Annotated in this window: 15 protein-coding genes; 1 reads left to right on the top strand and 14 read right to left on the bottom strand. The window is 45.8% G+C overall.

The genetic code is table 11. The features are described 5' to 3' along the window. Both ONB37_14615 and ONB37_14610 read right to left on the bottom strand, forming a co-directional pair. Positions 1-1,724, bottom strand: a 1,724-nt coding sequence (locus ONB37_14615) for a hypothetical protein (GenBank protein MDZ7401391.1), incomplete at its 3' end; no start/stop codon positions are given. Positions 1,725-1,785: 61 nt separating this feature from the next. Continuing rightward, positions 1,786-2,679: an arylamine N-acetyltransferase gene (locus ONB37_14610; GenBank protein ID MDZ7401390.1), complete on the bottom strand. Its 894-nt coding sequence runs from the start codon at positions 2,677-2,679 to the stop codon at positions 1,786-1,788. Between the two features lie 268 nt (positions 2,680-2,947). On the opposite strand from ONB37_14610, the gene ONB37_14605 reads away from it, so the two are divergent. Then, the gene (locus tag ONB37_14605; GenBank protein ID MDZ7401389.1) at positions 2,948-3,241 is read left to right on the top strand and encodes a hypothetical protein; all 294 of its coding nucleotides are present in this window, start codon (positions 2,948-2,950) and stop codon (positions 3,239-3,241) included. 125 nt (positions 3,242-3,366) lie between these two features. On the opposite strand, the gene ONB37_14600 is transcribed toward ONB37_14605, so the two are convergent. The 12 genes from ONB37_14600 to mazG all read right to left on the bottom strand — a co-directional run bounded on the left by ONB37_14600 (position 3,367) and on the right by mazG (position 19,363). Continuing rightward, positions 3,367-4,458, bottom strand: a complete 1,092-nt coding sequence (locus ONB37_14600) for a hypothetical protein (GenBank protein MDZ7401388.1) — start codon at positions 4,456-4,458, stop codon at positions 3,367-3,369. 115 nt (positions 4,459-4,573) lie between these two features. Continuing rightward, positions 4,574-5,461 (bottom strand): hypothetical protein, encoded by an 888-nt coding sequence (locus ONB37_14595; protein MDZ7401387.1) that lies wholly within the window; start codon positions 5,459-5,461, stop codon positions 4,574-4,576. Positions 5,462-5,683: 222 nt separating this feature from the next. Continuing rightward, a complete protein-coding gene (locus ONB37_14590) occupies positions 5,684-6,466 on the bottom strand; it encodes a hypothetical protein (protein ID MDZ7401386.1) in 783 nt (260 codons plus the stop codon). A 392-nt stretch (positions 6,467-6,858) separates the two neighbouring features. Further along, positions 6,859-9,528, bottom strand: coding sequence for a M1 family aminopeptidase (locus ONB37_14585; protein MDZ7401385.1), 2,670 nt, complete (start codon positions 9,526-9,528; stop codon positions 6,859-6,861). A gap of 242 nt (positions 9,529-9,770) precedes the next feature. After that, positions 9,771-10,634: a hypothetical protein gene (locus ONB37_14580; protein ID MDZ7401384.1), complete on the bottom strand. Its 864-nt coding sequence runs from the start codon at positions 10,632-10,634 to the stop codon at positions 9,771-9,773. A gap of 41 nt (positions 10,635-10,675) precedes the next feature. Further along, a complete protein-coding gene (locus ONB37_14575; protein ID MDZ7401383.1) occupies positions 10,676-11,209 on the bottom strand; it encodes a flavin reductase in 534 nt (177 codons plus the stop codon). A gap of 38 nt (positions 11,210-11,247) precedes the next feature. Next, positions 11,248-11,988, bottom strand: a complete 741-nt coding sequence (locus ONB37_14570) for a TerC family protein (GenBank protein ID MDZ7401382.1) — start codon at positions 11,986-11,988, stop codon at positions 11,248-11,250. Positions 11,989-12,207: 219 nt separating this feature from the next. Then, on the bottom strand, positions 12,208-14,916 hold the full coding sequence (locus tag ONB37_14565; protein ID MDZ7401381.1) for a putative LPS assembly protein LptD: 2,709 nt from the start codon (positions 14,914-14,916) through the stop codon (positions 12,208-12,210). A gap of 397 nt (positions 14,917-15,313) precedes the next feature. Further along, the gene (locus ONB37_14560; protein ID MDZ7401380.1) at positions 15,314-16,642 is read right to left on the bottom strand and encodes a replication-associated recombination protein A; all 1,329 of its coding nucleotides are present in this window, start codon (positions 16,640-16,642) and stop codon (positions 15,314-15,316) included. A 58-nt stretch (positions 16,643-16,700) separates the two neighbouring features. Next, complete coding sequence (locus tag ONB37_14555) at positions 16,701-16,859, bottom strand: hypothetical protein (protein MDZ7401379.1); 159 nt, start codon at positions 16,857-16,859, stop codon at positions 16,701-16,703. Between the two features lie 3 nt (positions 16,860-16,862). Then, positions 16,863-18,296, bottom strand: coding sequence for a type I glutamate--ammonia ligase (gene glnA, locus ONB37_14550; GenBank protein MDZ7401378.1), 1,434 nt, complete (start codon positions 18,294-18,296; stop codon positions 16,863-16,865). Between the two features lie 248 nt (positions 18,297-18,544). Then, complete coding sequence (mazG, locus tag ONB37_14545) at positions 18,545-19,363, bottom strand: nucleoside triphosphate pyrophosphohydrolase (GenBank protein MDZ7401377.1); 819 nt, start codon at positions 19,361-19,363, stop codon at positions 18,545-18,547. Positions 19,364-19,533 lie beyond the last annotated feature (170 nt).

Below are 19,533 nucleotides of genomic sequence, written 5' to 3'. Positions count from 1 at the left end.
AAATGAATGCGCAGCGAGCCATTCTCTGGGACATAAACGGTTTTTTCCCAGCAGCCTTTTCCGCCGAGATAAATTTTGGTGCCGCTATCCCGATCGAACTGGCCGCTTCTGCCGGTCAGTTGATCGTTCACTGAGCCACTGAAAAATAGCTCCCCGGAACCGTACGGGTCTTCATCGTCATTCAGATCGATGCGATCAAATTTTACCTGCAAGCGCTTGTAGCCTGTGGGTGTCGCCGCATCAACGATCCAATAGTGCAAGGTGAAATCGCCATTGCTGGATTTGATTTTCTGGATATTATATTGCACACCCCAGTTGGGTGGCCCAAAAGTCAGGTCAATTTTGCCCAGCGAGTCATCGGCGTCGGGCTCATCGCCATCATAGCCTTCGAAATGAATGGTCAGATTTTGCTCGCTCACCAGCGAAGCCCGGCGCTGCCATTGCGCACCGGTCAAATAAATAGTTGAGCCACTGCTGGCGGATATTTCATCGCTCCATTCGGTAGAGATGCCATTCACCTCGCCCTTAAAATGAAGTTCACCGCTGCCGAAAGGATCTTCGTCGTCGTGGACCTCGATATGATCGAACAGCACCAACAAATCCCGCACCAGACGTGGCGGGGACAGTGGCAATAGCACGAACATCGCCCGATCATCGATGATGGTGGCTTGATAGTAACGAGCGGCGGCATTCGATTTCAGTCCGCCAATGAACAGGAGACTGAGCATCAACTGGTCGATCGAATTGCTCAGCGAATAGCAGATGCCTTTTTCCAATTTTTCCTGCAAATCGCTTTTGCTGATGAACCAGCTTTCAGGGATGCCGTAGATTTCCCAAGAAAAATTGAATTCCGCCTCGACTTTCCAGTGCAGACATTGGTAATTGTCGATAAATGGGATGATGTAAATGATCAATTCGGCATCCCAGATATCGCCGTGCCAGGCGCCGAGGATTTCATGTCCATCTTCCTCGAAAGTAACAGTCAACTTTAAACAGCCGCCCTTCTCCGAACTCCAGGCATAGCTGAGATCCTTCGAGTTCATCTGATTGAGATACATGTGAATTGCAATCCACAGGGTTTGCCAATCCTGCTTGACAAAATCGGGCACATCGATGTACAGATCCTCGATGCCCAATCCATGGGCATTATCGCCAAATAAAATCTGTCCCTCACCAGCACCAGAATTTAGCTTGATATTGAAGCCCTGAAATATGAACGGAATCATGGTATCGGATAGGTCACGCTTGGCAAAGATAACGGTATCCCGCCTGGCCTGAAAAACAGCAAATCGAGCGCCACGCTCAGGCACCAGATAGCGCTCTACCGCATTGACCTGTTGCCACCAGAAATCGCTGGAGCTCTCGGTTTCTCGTCCCAGATCCAGATCACAGGTACGAGTGCCAGGAATTTTTAGATTATTTCCGCTGCTGTAAGTCGTCCCATTGGCATTGTAGGTGAGCCATTTAAAATACAGGTCATAACCGTATTGGTTGATCTGCATTTTGCCATAGCGTCCCTCGCTGGTCTGGTATACCAGAATCGTTCCCGTCAGCAATTGATTTTGACTGTTGTTGCTGCCATTGATCTTGCCACTGCTGAGAGAAGCTTTCTGAATATCAGCTAAAGTGATCTGGTTATAATCTAATATCTGAGCCTGAAGCAAAAATGGCAGACAGAAGATCAAAACAGCGACACAAAAATGGACACGAATCCAAGCTGGCATGCATTTCTCCTTTTCTTCAGAGGGTTGGGCAATTAGCGAATGAAAAAACTCTCCGCATTGGTTAATGGGGCTGAATTGTTATCAGGCGTTTTTTGCTCTTCAGTTTTTCGCTGTCAGCTTTGAAAATCCCCAGTTGCCGTTCCTTGGCCAGATTGAATTCCAGAGCTGCTTGCGCCTGCTCAATCCATTGTTTATCGATTCCAAAGATTTCGTGAATTATCTGATGATAATTCTGCTTGATATTGTAATTTCTCTTTGAGGTGAAAGTTGTCTCGCGCATGAAATCTTTATGGATGAAGATATAGCCATCGTTCTGAATTTTGGTCAAGCAAATACCATGCATCGAAGGTTTGGTGAACGAGGCCTGCCAATGCGCCAGAAATTCTTCTGGCGGACAGGGGCGATCCACGAAATTATAACGCCAAGTCATTTTTTCTTTGTTAAACGTGAATAGCTGATAGCATCCCAACTCAAGATTGAACTGCAGCTCAATCCCTGTCGTGGGAGTTCGATAGATTCTGGGTTTCTGGGGGTTGATCTCCAATGGGGTGTGCAACAAATAACCAGGATCTACTAAAAATTTTTGCTGATTGAACAAGACAATGATGGCACAATGAATGTTTCGTCCCGCCTTCATATCGGCCATGACAGGGTAGCATTGGTATCCCTGATGCAATAAAATAGTCTCGAGAAAGAACGTCAATGAGAAACACGTGCCACCGAGATGGAATTTGGCATGATCATCCATCACTTCCTCGGGCAGACGCAATCGCTGGTCGTTGTCCCACGAGCGACTCAGCTTGATGATCTTACTGATGTTTTCGTAAGGGATAGTGGCGAATTTCTCAAGAATCTTTTGCAGCGTCCTCAAATCTGGGCGATCTAATTTTAATTGAAAGAACTCTCGAAAGTACCGGACGCTGTCTCCATGCTGTTCAGGGATCAGACAAATCATTTTCGATCTAATATGGCGATTTCATTTTGGACGAATTTAACCAAGTTATTTAAAATTTGCAATGAAAAATTTTCAGAAGCGCTCTTAAAAAGTATCCAGATGGTTGTCATCAAGCTCTCGGAGCCGTCAGCATTTTTTATGAAGTTCCAAAATGCTATTGCAATTTAAAAAAAAAGCATTATTATATAAATCAGTGCTCGAATCGAAAAAGGACTGCAGGTCGCTAATGTTTGGTTCAATTAATTTTTAAGAACTGGAGGAAACAAAAGTGAATGAGAGAGACAACCATCCAGCATCAGAGCCCTCGGATGTTCCGCCACCGACTGAACCCAAACCAGAATCCAAAACCTGGCAAGAATTTGCTAAGCAATTCCTATCTAACCTCGCTTCCTGGTTTTTGAAACTTGAGTTGATTTATAAAATAATCCTCATGATCATAATCTTTGCCATTTTGATGATGCTATTATTGGCATATCTGGGGGTCTTTGGACAGCAAATAGCGGATTTAATGAAGCAATTGGTGAACAAGATCATGGATTTGGTGGGCAGCAAGAAGTTGTGAGATCAAAATTCAGAGTGCTATTCCAAAAAATGCCCAACGGATAGAGGAAAACAGTAGATCTGCGCTTTTTCATCTATCAATTTCATCTATTCGCTGGGCAAATGAGTCCTCGAATCAATCAAACCTCACCATCCCACTTCGAATCCTAATAAATGATAATATTCTGGCTGCTGACCGGGACTATTTGTCAGTTCATCAGTGAAAAAGGCGTAATTCAATCTTAGAATCCAAAAATCGATCCCGACGCCAACCGTTGGGTAGCCGCGATTGAAGCCAGCCTGAAAACTTAATACTGGCAGGCGATATTCAGCACCTAGGTGGAGTTTGTTGATGAATTGTTCGCCACGTGTATTGAACAAATCCTCTGCATCGGCGAACAATTGCAATCGATGGGATTGACGATAGGCCATGCCGATTTTGAAATTGAGCGGAACATTTGCATCACCGATTCGACAAAATAGATCTTGAGCCACTGCCGATAGCCTGATTCGATCTGAAAAGAAATAAATTGCCCCAACATCAATTCCGAAGCCGGACTTGCCTTTTTTCAGTTGATCGAAGCTGGTGTCGATAGTGGCATCCATTCCCTCGGTCTGCTCGATGGCGATATCAATCGTTTCGGATTCGAAGCGGCGAATGATTTTGGAGCCCATTCCAATCGCCCAGCGATTTCCAACTCGTCGGCCGTAGCCAAATGATAGCACCAGGTCGTCCTGAGCGTACGCTTTAATGCTGGGATCAACAATGCCCACATCCAGTTTGACACCCACTCGAGCTACATTATAGAGCCCAATGCCGACGTTTTGGACCGTCGCCCCAACGAGCGGCGTCAACACCGGTTTGAACCAGATGTTGTCCAGTCGGGTGGCCGCTACTCGAAGTTCCTGCATGATTTGGCTTTTCTCTTCCACGGAGACACTGGCAGAATCCCTGCCCAGCTTTTTGAACTTTTCGGAATTGTCACCAATATAATCGACGACATCGAAAAAGCCTTTGGAAAGATCGGCATTGATACCGAGCACTGAAAGATTAAACTTTCGTTCAGAAAGGACCGCAGGGTTGTAAACATAATTGAAGCTCCCTATCGGTGCGGTAATTCCGGCGCCACCCATAGCCTGGCTGCGGATATTGTACAAAAAGACTGGCCTTGAGCTTTTGGCGTGAGCATCAGGAATGAACAGCAATAGCGCCATCAAGAAAACAATCGTTCTATTCATTACACCGACCTCCACTTTAAGAAAATCCTTGGCGAGACAAGAGAACTGTTCAAGGATTTTTGTCATTATCAATTTGCAAATTCGCAATCCTATAGTTGCCCAAATACTAAAATCACTAAATCCTCCCCACATCTTCATCCACCCAGCCATCGCCATCATCATCCATACCGTTCAATATTTCTTCATCGATCCGGCCATCGCCGTCATTATCTTTTCCATCGATCATTTGATAGCGATTGGCAGCACTTCGGATGTTCTCTAACAAAGTATTGAGCTCTTGCGGATTGAAAAACTTGGAATCTTGATGGAAAATTTTAAGGAGCGAGAAAATGCCATCAGTCAGAAATTCGACCGATTTCAGCAAGGTGCGATTGAAAGCCTGGCGATTTTCCGCTGTGCTCAGAAAATTTTTTATTCCCAAAAGATCGAACGCGTATTTGCCATCCCCTGTCTTTTGGATGGTGAAATAGAAATCTTCGGTAGTAATTTGGCCATCGCCATTCGTATCGCGCAAACGCAGAATGGCCAGAGTGAGCGAGAGGATCGAGTAATCGAAATAAATATCTTTGGCCTGAATATCCCCATGCGTTTGCTCTTGATAGATGGGGGTTACATCCAGATGGCAGATCAGCGAAGCCTGATAGAACCTATTTTTATAGGCTGCATCTTCTTCTAGGGTCATGTTCGGTTCTTTGTTATAAAGCGGTAGCCTCACGTTCTGAACAGATGCTGTATCGATTTTCACCAAATCCTGGGCGAGACCGAAATAATTCAGATTGGCTTCAAAAATCACGGCCTTGGCATGATAATATCTGAAATCCGAGCGAAGTGGATCTGCTTTCATCGCCTCGGCGAATTTCGCCTTGGCTCCTGTGAAATCCCCATCATTGAAAAGCTTCAATCCTTCATAAAAAGGCTCATCCTTGGGCGCCGAGGTCCAATCGAAGAGATTGCAGCCTGAAACCAATCCGATCAGCATCAGCATTAAAATTGTCTTTTTCATAATTGACCTCATGGAATTGCTTCCCGCTAAATTCAATTAATTGAATCAGCACAATCAATGTCTCTCGTCCGGCTGATCAAAAACTGTTTCCAGAAAATGCGCATCATCGGCTAATTGAATCGCCAGATCGATCTGAGAGTCGCTTAGCAAGATGAACCAATGATGAAGCATTTTATGTGCCATGGTCGAGTATATTCTGAGGGCTCTTTAAAATTTGAGAATTTATTTGATTTTCATCAAAAATGCCAGCCGATAAAACGGCGGCAGATGATCACTTTTTGAAACACGAAGAGGCGACTCTGTGCCATTAAAGGTATGCTCATGTTGCTCAACAAAGAATTCCTTAATCGTCCCTTCGCGGTGAGGGTAATTCAATTTGCCCTTTTTGGAAACTATGCCGCGCGGAATGGTAGTTCCAGTATGAGTGTGGGACACTGCTCCGCCACGCCCATCTATTTGCACGAAGCTTCCTCCATAAATAAACCGATCCCTCAAATCCGGCGTACCGTTCTTGCCGTCACAGAGAGCCCAGAATTCGGTATCAAACTCGTTCTGCCGACCTTTGAACGGAATAATCGTTCCTTTAGGCAAAAATTGCAAAAAAGCTTTCTTAGCGATTCCCAGGATAGTATCCTCATCACTCCTTGCGAGGGCAGCGATTAAATTGGCATTGTTTTCAGCCTGGTTCCGATAATTCTCAATATCATTGGTCCATTCAATGATTTTCTTTTTTTGAATCAGCGTGTCCACTTTGGCTTGAACGTTTCGAGTCACTTTTTGGACCGTTCCCTCATAGAGGCCATACCCCAGTGCGCCTAAAACAGTCAGAATTGTAGGGAAGGCCATTTGCAGAAACAGAATTGAAGCTTTCAATTCCGCATAGCCACCCTTTTTGTCAGATTCATCGGCATTTTTATTCGTTTTTTTGATCACGTGCAATGTTAAAATCGGAAAGCCAAAAAACATGATGGCGGCGACAATCGCAACGATCCAAATCAGCGTCATTCGGGACCTCCGTGGCTTGGTTCATGGTTCAAATGCGGTATAGTAACGATGAGAACGATTCCGAACAAGTAAAAAACGACTGAGTTGCGGCAGGATCAAAGTTGATTGTGAAAATTATACAAAAATCTCTTTTTATTGTCAAGCGATTTTTTTCAGGGAAAAATTTTAAACAAAATATGAAACCAGCAACTTGCTATCAATGATGGGAAAGTTCACAGCAACCGCTGATTAGAGGCTAATGAATGAAGCGATTCTCCTCACTCCAGCGACATTCGATCCGTATCCGAACCAATTTGCCCCTTTTCATAAGGCATCTAACCCTTCCACCAGCCAATTTGATTTTACGCTTTGCGATTATTGCCCAGCCAACTGAAATTTGCTCGATGCGCTCGCTATTTGACCAAAATCATTTTTCGAGTTGACCGAAAGTTTGGCGTTTCCAAGTTATAAAAGTAAATTCCAGTTGAAATTCCATCGGCGTGCCATCGGACTGCGTATCTGCCTGGGATCAATTTTTTGTCCAATAAGGTTGTTACCTTTCGCCCCAAAAGATCATAGATCTCCAGCTTCACAAAAACGGTCTCTGGAATTTGGAAGGCGATTTCAGTCCCTGAATTGAATGGATTGGGATAGTTCTGGAACAGTTCATAGCTGGATGGCATTGGATTTCCAGGCTGGTCGATATCGGATTCCTGGAACATATTTTTCAAAATGAATGCAATATTGGACCGCAAATCATCCGATTGATAGCGGTAAGGACGGCCACTGATGAACACGAATTGACCGCCAATATTCCGAAATTTTCCTCCTGTTGACGGCTTGCGCCAAACGCCCAAGCCGCGAGGAACGCTAAATGAGGCCGTCTCCTGAAATAGCAAACGACTTTCAGAATTGACCAGATTGGTATTAAAAACGGCATTGTCCGTCTGCTCGCCGATAACGGTCATGTTGGTGAGCCCGGGATATTGAGCGATACAATTTTGAGTTGTGTTCAGGGCATTCTCAGCCCAACTGATCCCCAAATAGGATTGAAGTAGCGCGTCGAGATAGTCCCTCCCCCTGCGGCTGATCAGTAACACATTCCCTCCCGATTGCAGATAATCGTAAATCCCAGCCCGCCTCCAGATGTCGATATCACCGTCCGCGAAATCGCCGATCCAAATAACGGTTGAAAACTTCCCGAGGACCTCGGGCAGAATCCGTCCGGTGCCAATTGGAATTGGGAGGGAACTCGGATATCCTTCCAAAGGTCTGCCGAAACAATCCCAAAATGAAATAGGATAATTATCCCAGAACGCTCGAGACTGATAAGCGTTCGCGAGCTCTGTGCCGTACCTCTGCCAAGAAACACCATTGACCAGTAGAATCCCATGGTCAAATGTCGGTTGAATTACAGGTAGCTCAACTTCCTTTAAAATCCAATCGTCCTTATCCAATTCAACCCGCAGCGGTTCATCTGCAACCGCTAAATTGAAAACTTGTGTTTTCAAACTATCCCAGACCACAAAGGTCTGTTCACCACTAAAAGTGGTTATTGTCACGTCAATTGGCATCCAGAAAATCTGATTGGTCTGCAATTGCTCGATGGTCAATTGAATATCATAGTTTGTACCATTCTTCTGCCAGTTCCAAGAATATCGATACTTCGGAAAATATTCTTTAAAAATCCATTGCTGAAAGAACTTCTCCAGATTGATCCCAGAAACCCGCTCGCAGATGGCTTTGAAATCCTCAGTCGTGGCGGTCCCATAGCGCAAGCGGTTGTCATTGTAATACGCCTTTAAAATCTTAAAGAAGTTTTCGTCCCCAACCACATGACGTAGCATATGAAGAACCCATGCGGCTTTGCGATAGGATCGATCATAATTGAAGATCAAAGAAGTCTTGGAAACATCAGACACATAGATCGTTCCGCCGCCAAAATACTTGTTGCTCTCCATCTCTTGTTTGAATTCGACAACGCCGTACTCTCGTTCGTAATAAAGCGCTTCTGAATACGTCGCAAATCCCTCATTCAGCCAGATATGATGAAAATCCTGACAGGTGATGTAATCTCCCCACCACTGATGCGCCAGCTCATGCACAATTGTTCCTTCGCTGCGGCTCACCAAGCTGGTCAACGTTTGATGCTCCATATTTGCAAAGCCCATGAATTGGGCATGACCATACTTTTCTCGAATAAATGGGTATTCACCAAATATTTTTGAAAAAATATCGATCATGCGAACGGTCTTGGCATAAGCGCTGCGAATGAGCTCGAGTTGATCTGGAAAAACGTAATAACGAACCTCCATTGAATCGTTTGGCGAATAGCGAAAGTAATCTGAATAAACGTGGTATGGATAGATGGCCACTGATACTAAATAAGTCACGATGGGATAGCTCTCATGCCACCAATAGGTTTTAAAATTGCCGCGTTTTGTTTCGGAGCGCAATGTCCCATTAGAAGCAACGATCAACGGTATTGGCACGGTCACTCTGATATCCACCGAATCAGCCTTGTCGATCGGAAAATCTTTACAGGGCCACCAATTGCGCGCACCATACGGTTCGCTCAAGCTCCAGATCATTGGCTGACCGCTGTGGGTACTGAATCCGAATGCACCGAAGTCACTTTGTTCTGGCTGACCGCGATAATAAATTTTCACTGAAAAATAGTCATGCAGTTGATAAGTATTCCCCAGTTCGATTTTAATCAGATCTGTTTTATGGCTAAAAGCAAGCCGTTTGCCAGAGCTGACGACGCTATCGACTACCATATTTTTAAGCAGATTCACTTCCATCGTCGAAAGGGGACCGACGACCACTTGGGAGAGAATCCTCACCGCACCGATAATTTTCTTCGCTGAAACATCGATGATCAGATCCAAATCATAATGTTTCACATCGTACTGAAGTTGATTGGGCGTGGGCTGGTAATCCAGTTGCATTATGCGCGCCAGTTGCCTGGCTTTCGATTCTGCCTCTTGCGCTCGTTCCCATTGAGGCGTGCCAATTTCCTGGGCTAAGCTGGCAGTACTCAAAATCAAAATCGACAAGATGGTTTTAAAAGCGATTTTCATTCAAACTCCTAATTGCTTTTTGTCCGAACCGCTCAAATATCATCACTCTGACAAATTTAAAACCGTTGTTTTTGAGAGATAAAAAAGATTCCTGCATTCGCAGGAATGACAATCGCGCATTTATTCTATGCAATTTTTGAAATCTGATTTCCCTTTGAAAAATGTCTTTCGAAAAACTTCAATAGTTGAAAATCAGGGAATTGATCGGATGATAGATCGTTGCTTCGATAAATCAATTTATGCTACGGCCAGATGATCAGCTCTCCCAGGAAGCGATCGGGATAGCGATGATCTAAAAAATTCACATGGACCAACCGGACGACCAGCCGTGACGTCTTCCTTAAATCTACCCTTGAAGTCAAAATCTTGCGCTTCCAATCATAGCTCCACTCATAGCTCCCCAATTTTGTCACATAGAATGGAGCGATGAATGACCGGCCGTCATAACGGTGACAATTAATGCCCAGATGTCGAGTTGGCATTGCAATCACTCCCTCAGTGATGTAATATTCCGCAAAATAACGGTAGAGATAGATGCGAGCAGCAGGGATAGATACCACAAAACCGCGAGAATTTATCCCACCATGGAGACTGACTGAGATGAATTTAAATCGATTTCGGAAAGTGACCTTATCCACTTGCCACTGGAGCAGATCAATTTTCCGTTTTCTAAGCTCCCGATTGGTGCGTTCCGCAACCAGATTCACCGCGCCACCAGCCATTGCCATGGCAATGAGCTTGTTTTGTTGCTGAGCTGGAAGGTGTCGACAGATTTCGACTAGTTTCTCCACGGACTCATAACCTTCGACCTCTGTGTAATTAAACATTCGTACCAGCCGTCGCAGGTCATGAATCACTCGATATCTATCCCGAAAATAAGGATGCATCGGCTGAGCCTGATACTCGGTTTTGACACGAAAAAGCGCTCGCTGAATCAGACTGTCCTTTTTATCTGCAGCCGTCACAACGGAATCGGCAATAATTCGTTGCGATGGGCTTAACTCGTCTTGTGATCGTACAGTCCCCATGGGCCAACCAATCAATAAGATCAGCACAATACTGATAAATTTCATCGTCAAACAAAATTGTGCCAGCAGCCTTGTCATCTTATTGCCAATTCAATTGAAATCCTTTTGTGTCAGCATTGTTACGGTCTTGCACGGTACTGATCTCCACCTGCCACAGCCAATATTTCACCAAAATAGAATCGGTGATAATCTTTCGCCGGATAATTCTTATGAATTCGCTGATCGAGAAAATGCTCGGGTTTGAAATCGTCCCAATAAATTTTGCGACATTCGATAACGAGTTCAGCCTCGGCAAAAGCAGGGGCAGCTACTCTGGTTGCTGGAATCGGCACCAATTTTGAGGCCGCAATTTTATCCTCATCGCGTCCCGAGATTGAGCCAAGTAACTCTAGTGTGGCACGATAGGTTTCAGGGAACGCACAAAGGGTAAACGTTTCGTAATGTTCCATGAACTGATAAGTATAGCGCGTTGGCCGAACTACCACCTGGACGAATGGTTTGTTCCACATCACCCCGAAACTGCCCCAACCGACGGTCATCGGATTGAATTTTCCAGTGGCAAAATCTCCAGCCGTTAATAGCAACCATTTATTGGACCATAGATCTGAAAAATTAAACAACAGTTGATTAATTGGAATTGGGCGGAGAGACATGACGAACTCCCATTGAGTGATATTCCCAGCATATCCGTTCATTTGATCGGTTTTCTCAGCGCGACTGGGTGTTGGATGCGCGCACGCACTCTCAAATTAAGCATCTCAACAAAGACCGAAAAGGCCATCGCAAAATAAATGTAGCCCTTCGGGATATGAAAATGCAACCCCTCGGCCACCAAAGTCACACCGATCAAGATCAAAAAACTGAGCGCCAGCATTTTCACAGTCGGATGCCGATCCACAAAATTGCCGATCGAGCGAGCCGACAGCATCATGATCATCACTGCGATGACAATGGCCAAGATCATCACCGGCAAATGGCGAGCCATTCCCACAGCAGTGATTACTGAGTCGAGCGAAAAAATGATGTCCAGGGCCATGATCTGGATTAAGACCGCGCCAAAGCTGGTGGCAGTTGGCTGCTTCGAAGCATCTTTCTCTAATCCTTCCAGACTGTGATGGATCTCTAACGTGCTCTTGCCGAGCAAAAATAGACCGCCAAAGATCAAGATCAGGTCGCGACCAGAGAAAAAATGATCGAATAATGAGAACCAGGGGCGAGTGAGCCGCATCACCCATTGGATCGACAAAAGCAATAAAATGCGGCTGATCATTGCTAAAGACAGGCCAATGATGCGCGCCTTATTTCGCTTTTGCACTGGCAGCCGCGATACTAAGATTGAAATGAATACGATGTTATCGATTCCTAACACAATTTCCAGGGCAGTCAGCGTGATCAATGCAATCCAGGCTTCTGGTTGAACCAACCATTCCATGATCATCTCCTCACATAATCAGTTCCAATAAAACGGTTAGTAGCAGGCATTCCTTCAAAGATTTCTAATCCGAATTCTTCGAAGCGTCACGCGCGGGATTCTAATTTGTCACCAATTCTGAAAATTCCATACGAATCAGGCATAGGCTGGTGCTTCAAATTTATCTGAGTGACCAATCAGATGAAAAGGTGAAAACACATATTCCATGAGCAAGCAGAATCAATATCCCCAGACACTGCTCCGGCCGCCGCGTTTTTCATACTTCAGATCGCGAAGCTGCGGCGCTTTCACATTGATGCGCAAATAATAGGAATTCCCACCGATACCAGAGGGTCGCCAGATCAGCCGCGCCTCCCAGCAATGCAGATCGCGATTGATCGTGATTGAATGATTCACGATCTGTTTCGATGCCAAATCCAAATGGGCGGAATAATTGATCTTCCAATTGCGGGTCAGTTGAAATTCAAGTCCAGTGATATCGACGTAATAATTTTTGACCGGCCTGGTTGGGTCGAACTTCTGTAACGAAAAGCTGAACGACAGCGACATGCGCCATGGGATATCTAACCCAGAGAATCGGTCGTTCACTTCAAAACGATTGCCAGCGGGCTCATAGAGGCGATCCAAATATTCCTGTTCGGAAACTTGTTCCCCAGTGATTTCGTCCTCGAATGTTTGAGTGGGGGTTTCTGGTTTTTGAACTGACTTTTTCTTTTCCCCCTGAAGTCGCAGCTGAGCGCCAATCTGAAAATTGATCAATCGCAAGACTTTTCCCGATCGCCAGGCATCATCATCCATAAATAAGAGCCGATTGACGCGCTGTCTTTTATTCAAATCATATTCGTAGAAATCATGCGTGGCGGACATACTAATATTGAAATTCCTTGAAGGAGAGGCCTGGAACGACGTCGATAAATAGGAGAATTTGAAACTGGTAGCCTCGAAATTATAAGCAGAGCTAAAATTCACCGTAAATAGATCGAACTTTTTCTCCTTGTCACCATCCTGGGTTTTCATTTGAAATAAATTGCCTAAGCTGAATGATATATTTTTTCTTCCCCCGGAAGGCACGTAATCCAAAAATTTCTCTTTCTTGATGATTTTGCCAGTGGTATCGACAAACGTGTCGAAATAGCCCCACCGCGGATCTGAGAAATCTGGTTGATAATTGAAGGAGATGTTGGGCGTTACTACATGGCGCAGCGCCTGGATTTTTCCGATACCGGGAGCAAACATCCCGTAGATTTTAGTACTGGCATTCATGCTATAATAAAATGTCCGGAGTGCAGCAAAACCGGACACGGTATCCTGTTTTACAGTATTGGTCTCAGGATTAAATGTATTCTTCCGATAGCGATCGTACCAACGCTCATCGTAATTAAGCGATTGCCCCAGCGTCAGCCAGCCGAAGATTTTCCGTGGTGTGTTCATGCTCAAGCTCGCGTTATGGCTGATGTAACGAGTGGTGCGCTCAGGAAAAGGTGAACCATTGGCAGATTTGCCGCCGCGCGTGGTGCTATTCTGGAGGCTGGAATTGTAGGAGAAATAAATTGATTCGTACCATGTTGGCTCTGCTCTCGACCGCATAGCACTGCTGCCGAAACCTCCACTGATGGTTTGTTTTGATCTGCCGAAGATCGCACGTTGACTCACGGTAAATCGAAGTTGCGGCAGAGTCCGAGATACTTGTCCGGTCTGAATATCCTGCTCTTGCGAAAGATTGGCACTGAGGTTCAAGCGTTTCTCTGGCCAGCTTTTCGAAAAAGTTGCATCAGAGCGAATGCGTCGATTCAGCCTCGTATCGAAGTTCGAACTGAAATCCCGATAAAAGTTTTGGTCGCTGATAAATTGGCCATAAATGGCCAAACTCATGGTGGGATCAATGATTTGGCTATGATTGACGATCAGATCCCAGCGTCGCTCTCTGCTTCCGGTGATCAGGTCCTTGTGGGTAAATGAGCCCGATACCGCACCGTTAAGCAAATATCGGACATTGTATTTCACATCCCCGCGGAAAACCCATCCAGCACGGTCGAAATAGTCCACCTTTAACGCCGTATCCCAATAATCGCTGGCAGCCCAATAATATCCTAGGCCGCGGATGAAGCGGCCCTCCTTGGCACTCTCACCATAGGTTGGTACTAACACTCCAGATACCCGACCTTTCTTATTCGGAAAGACCACAAATGGCAGCGCCGCGACCGGAATGCGATTAAAATACATCACGACAGGTTGGGCAATCACCTTGTCATCCATGATCACTTTGATTCTTCGGCTTCGGAAATGATAATGCGGCACATCCTCTTTATCGCAACTGGTAAAATAACCATTCGAAATATTGATGATTTTATCGGATACCCGTTTCATGCTCTCCCCGCGATAGAAGCCGCCTTCAAATTCAGTCCGTCCCTGGATCACCCGTCCCTTTTCGGTTTTATAATTATAAATCATCTTAAAGCCATTCATCACCTCTCCCGCGTCGGAAAGGGTGGGCAATTCCCGCCATATCACAGTCATCACCGAATCGCCGGGGTTCCCGGTTTTTTGATAAACTGTATCGGGAAGGCCCTCCGCCGTGATCAAGTGGGCATCCCAATCTAATGTGATCTTCCCCGCAGTCAAATGGATGGTTTTATATTTTACATCCGCTTTGCCAATCAAATAAATCTTTTTCTCCGGGACTCGTGTATCCACAATTGATGCTTGATAATTCAAGATCGTATCTAATCCAACCGAAGAAGTTTTAGGCGTTCTCAATGAGTCCTGGGCGTCGCGGACCGTATCGATTGGGATTTTACTAGGCTCGGGGATTGTTATCTGCTGGCGGTGCGCTGACGGATCAGTGTTTTGCCCCCAACAAACGCTGTTCGGTCGGAATAAGATAATGATCAGCGCAATGATGATTATTGATGAAATTCGATACTGCATAATGATTGTTTATTAGTCAGATTATTTTCATCAGAACAAACTGGTGAGCCAAGTCCCCCAGCTTATTTGCTGATGATTTTTCGTTGATTCAATCCCAGCGTCAACTGCTTTCACCTATTGCAGTATTACAAAGTTCCTTATAGGCATGGAAACGTCCAGTTGCTTAAGCCGCACAAGCTGAGTTTATTATTTCAATCGGTCTACAAGCCGCGACCACTTGCTCGCCTCGCCCGTCGGAGCAATTCGAAGCAATTGGCGCTGCTCTGAACCCACCCCTGGCGTGACGAACGCAGGAAGTAATTCAAGAAGGATGTTGAGACCTCTCAACTTCGAGGACCATCGATCGATCAAATTATTGCAAGTGTATACAATCGTCCAATCTGTGTTTGCCCTAAAGTTATTCCCTTCGCTTTTTCCAAAGCTGAGCTAACCGTTCTCGGATCGTTTTCTCATAGCCCTGTTCCGTGGGACGATAGTAGATTTTATCCCGTTTCCCTTCTGGTAGATAGGATTGCTCCACAAAATGTCCTGGATAATCATGCGGATAGCGATAATCTTTGGCATAGCCTTGCTGTTCCATGAGGCTGGTTGGTGCGTTTCGCAAATGGAGCGGCACAGGCTCTGGTGCTGAATTGCGAACATCTTCCATCGCCTGATTGATGGCCAAATACGCAGCATTGCTCTTCGGGACTGAAGCGAGGTAAGTGGCAGCCTGAGCGAGGATGATCTGTGCCTCAGGCATACCGACGGAGTCGACTGCGGTAAAGGCGGCCGTCGCCACGACCAGGGCCTGGGGATGGGCATTGCCAATATCCTCGGATGCCAAAATAATCATCCGTCGTGCAATGAACTTAGGATCCTCGCCAGCCTCGAGCATCCGCGCCATCCAATAAACCGCCGCGTCAGGATCGCTGCCCCGAATGCTTTTGATAAAAGCCGAAACGGTATCGTAGTGGTAATCGCCCTTTTTATCATACAGTAGCATCCGCTGCTGAAGCGCTTCTTCGATCAATTCCACCGTTACCCAGCGGCTGCCCTCGTTATCGGGCGAGGCCAGTTGGGCAGCCAACTCAAGAGCGTTCAGCGCAATTCGTGCATCTCCCGAAGCATAATGAATTAGCACTTGCCGCGTTTGATCATCCAATTGCAGCTTCGCCTCTTTCAAAATAGCATCTTGTTGAATTGCTCGATCGATAATTGTGCCAATTTCGTCGGCACTTAATGGATTGAGGAGATAAACGCGGCAGCGCGAAAGCAACGGCGCGATCACCTCAAACGATGGATTTTCCGTCGTAGCGCCGATTAGCAGCACCGTTCCATCCTCCACGCTATGCAGCAATGCATCCTGCTGAGCTTTATTGAAGCGATGGATTTCATCGATGAATAGAACGGTTCGCTTGCCAGCTCGCTGCCGATTGGTCTTTGCGCGCTCAATAATCTTACGCACCTCGGCCACGCCAGCCGTGACAGCACTCAGGGAGAAGAATTCCGATTTGGTCTCTTGGGCGATAATCCGAGCTAGCGTCGTCTTGCCGACGCCAGGAGGTCCCCAGAAGATCATTGAGATCAGCTTATCTTGCTCGATCGCCTGGCGCAACATTTTCCCGGGTCCGACCAGATGCTGCTGACCAACAAATTCGTCCAACGACCGTGGCCGCATCCGCTCGGCTAACGGTGCCGGTGGGGCCTCCTCTAACACATCTGATGTGGATGCAAATAACTCCATAATCACATCCGATTTTTTTAAAAAATGAGTCACCAAAATTGCTCCATCGTCTGCTCACTCAATTGGTAACGTGGATATTAGCAAAACCGATTTCTGCTTTCCAACCCAACAGTCTCATCATCTTAGCTTCAATCCGATAGACCAATGCTTCGGCCTCAAGTGAAATTAGCCCATAGCCTGGAAACAGATTACCAACCGAGTGCTGATATCCGAGCATCGTCTATACATCATAATACAAGCTAATTTCATAAGGATGGGGTCGACGCCTAACTTCATTGAACTCCTTATTCAGCTTATAATCGATCCAAGTCTCGATCAGTTGTTCTGAAAAGATATCGCCAGCCAGCAGAAAATCGTGATCATCAGCAAGCGCATCCAAAGCTTCCTTCAGCGAGGCAGGGAGCGATTTGATTTTATCCTGCTCCGATTTCGGCATATTGAAGATGTTGACATCGTAAGGGCCGAATCCCTCTTTGAGTGGATCAATTTGATGAACCACGCCATCGATCCCAGCCATCAGCAATGCTGCAATTGCGAGATAGATGTTACAAGTGGCATCTGGAGGGCGGAACTCGAACCGTTTGGTCTCAGGAGTATTGGCGTATTTGGGGATTCGAATCGCCGCGCTTCGATTGGCCAGTCCGAAAATCGCCTTCACCGGGGCCTCGAACCCAGGCACCAATCGCTTGTAGGAGATCGTACTGGGATTGGTGAACGCCAGCAAAGCGGGTCCATGTTTCAGCACTCCTCCGATGAAATGCAGCGCTATCTGGCTCAATCCAGCATAGCCATGTTCATCATAGAATAAATTTTGGCCGTTTTTCCACAATTGAACATGGATGTGCATCCCACTGCCAGCTTCATTGTAGAGCGGCTTTGGCATGAACGTCACGGTTTTGTTGTGCCGATTGGCTACCATTCGGATAATGTATTTCACCGTCATAGTCACATCACCCGTTTTGAGGAGCGGGTGATGATGAATTTCGATTTCCGATTGCCCAGGTCCGCCGACCTCGTGATGATGATAGCGCACGGGAATGCCAGATTCTTCGATATATTGGACCATTTTCGCCCGAAGGTTAAACAAATTATCCAATGGAGGAATGGCGTGGTAGCCCCCCTGACGCGGTATCTTATGTCCCAGGTTTTGCTCTTCCTCCACGCCCGAATTCCAATCCGCTTCTTCAGAATCGATTCGATAAAACGCCAAATTGATGTCGTTCATATACGTGATGCTATCGAAAATATAAAACTCGAATTCAGGACTCCATAGACTCGTATCGGCAATCCCAGTGGATGTTAGATATTGCTCCGCACGATATGCCACATTGCGGGGGTCATTTTTAAATAATGCTAAGCTATCTGCTTCATACGCCGAGCAGATGAAACTCAAAGTCGGCTGATCCCAGAACTTATCAATCAACATCGTATCGATATCCGGAACTAGAACCATATCTCCAGCCTCGAGCTTCTTGAATCCAGGAATACTGGAGCCGTCAAATGCTACGCCCTTGGTGAATACCGTCTCATCAAATTGGCTGACTGGAATCGTTAGATGATGCCATCGTCCAAACAAATCACAAAACTTCAAATCAATCATCTCGATATTGTTCTGACTGGCATACGCCAGTGTCTCACGAATTCGCTGATCCATTCACTCCTCCGTTCAATATAGGTGATTTTTTTAGGGTAGATCATATATCCCTGGTAATTTAATCAATCGAACCCCAATAAGCCAGCGAAATCTTTGCAAGCTATTTTCATGCTCTCAAACTGATGTCCTGGGCTAAAAATCAGTCGCTCTCGGTTTTCAATTTTTTGATTAGATTGATTTAAACTGGAGCGAGTGGTTATCCCATCATTCCTTTCTCATTTTTCCGAATTATTTGGGAAGCTGGCTTGTTATTTTGTGATTGGTTCGAGCAAAGCTTGTTGCCGCGATTCATTTTTTATTTCATCCCAAATCTGATCCATTTCCTGCAAAGTCATGTCGTTGAGCGAACGATTGGCCAGCGCCGCACGCTGTTCCAGTTGCCGAAATCGAGTCGAGAACTTCTCGATGGCCTTGCGCAGCGCATCTTCTGGATTGACGCGAATAAAACGCGACAGATTGACCAGTGCAAACAGCAGATCGCCGAACTCCAGCTCCATCTCTTCTGGTACCTGTCGCTCGATGGAACCTTTCAACTCGCGCAATTCCTCTTCGACTTTTTCCCAGACCTGGGAAGCGTTCTCCCAATCGAACCCGACAGTTGCCGCTTTGGCCTGCATCCGATGAGCGCGCAATAGCGCTGAGAGTTGGCGCGGCACCCCATCAATCACCGACCGAGTCCGATCCTCCTGCTTCTTCATATTTTCCCAGTTGATGGTTTGTTCTTCGGCATTGCGGACCACTACATCACCAAAGACATTGGAATGACGATGAATGAGTTTTTGATTGATCTTCTTCAACACGTCGAGAATGGTAAACCGGCCTTCTTCAGCAGCAATTTGGGCCTGGAAAACCACCTGCAATAGCAAATCGCCTAACTCGTTTTTCAACTCGTCGTACTGCTTGCTATCGATCAATTCCAACACTTCATATGTCTCCTCCAGCAGATATTGACGCAGCGATTCATAACTCTGCTCGCGATCCCATGGACAGCCATCGGGTGCACGCAGCCGGGCCATGATTTCGACCAATCGTCCAAATTCCGTTTGAATTGCCTCCATATTTTCCATGCGATCTTCTCCTTCGGTTCATCAGTTTCATTAGGTAGACTAAGTATAACATTTTTGCACCAAATAATCAAGGGTCTTTCTGAAAATCACCAATATTATTTTAAAAATTTCTTGACTATTTTAATCAATTTAATTATTTTAAAACTTCAAATTTTTGGCTCAACGATCTC

The organism is candidate division KSB1 bacterium, from assembly GCA_034506395.1.
GTDB lineage: Bacteria > Zhuqueibacterota > Zhuqueibacteria > Thermofontimicrobiales > Thermofontimicrobiaceae > Thermofontimicrobium.
Note: the sequence above shows the minus strand (reverse complement) of the source record. Positions and strands in the feature narration are given on the sequence as shown.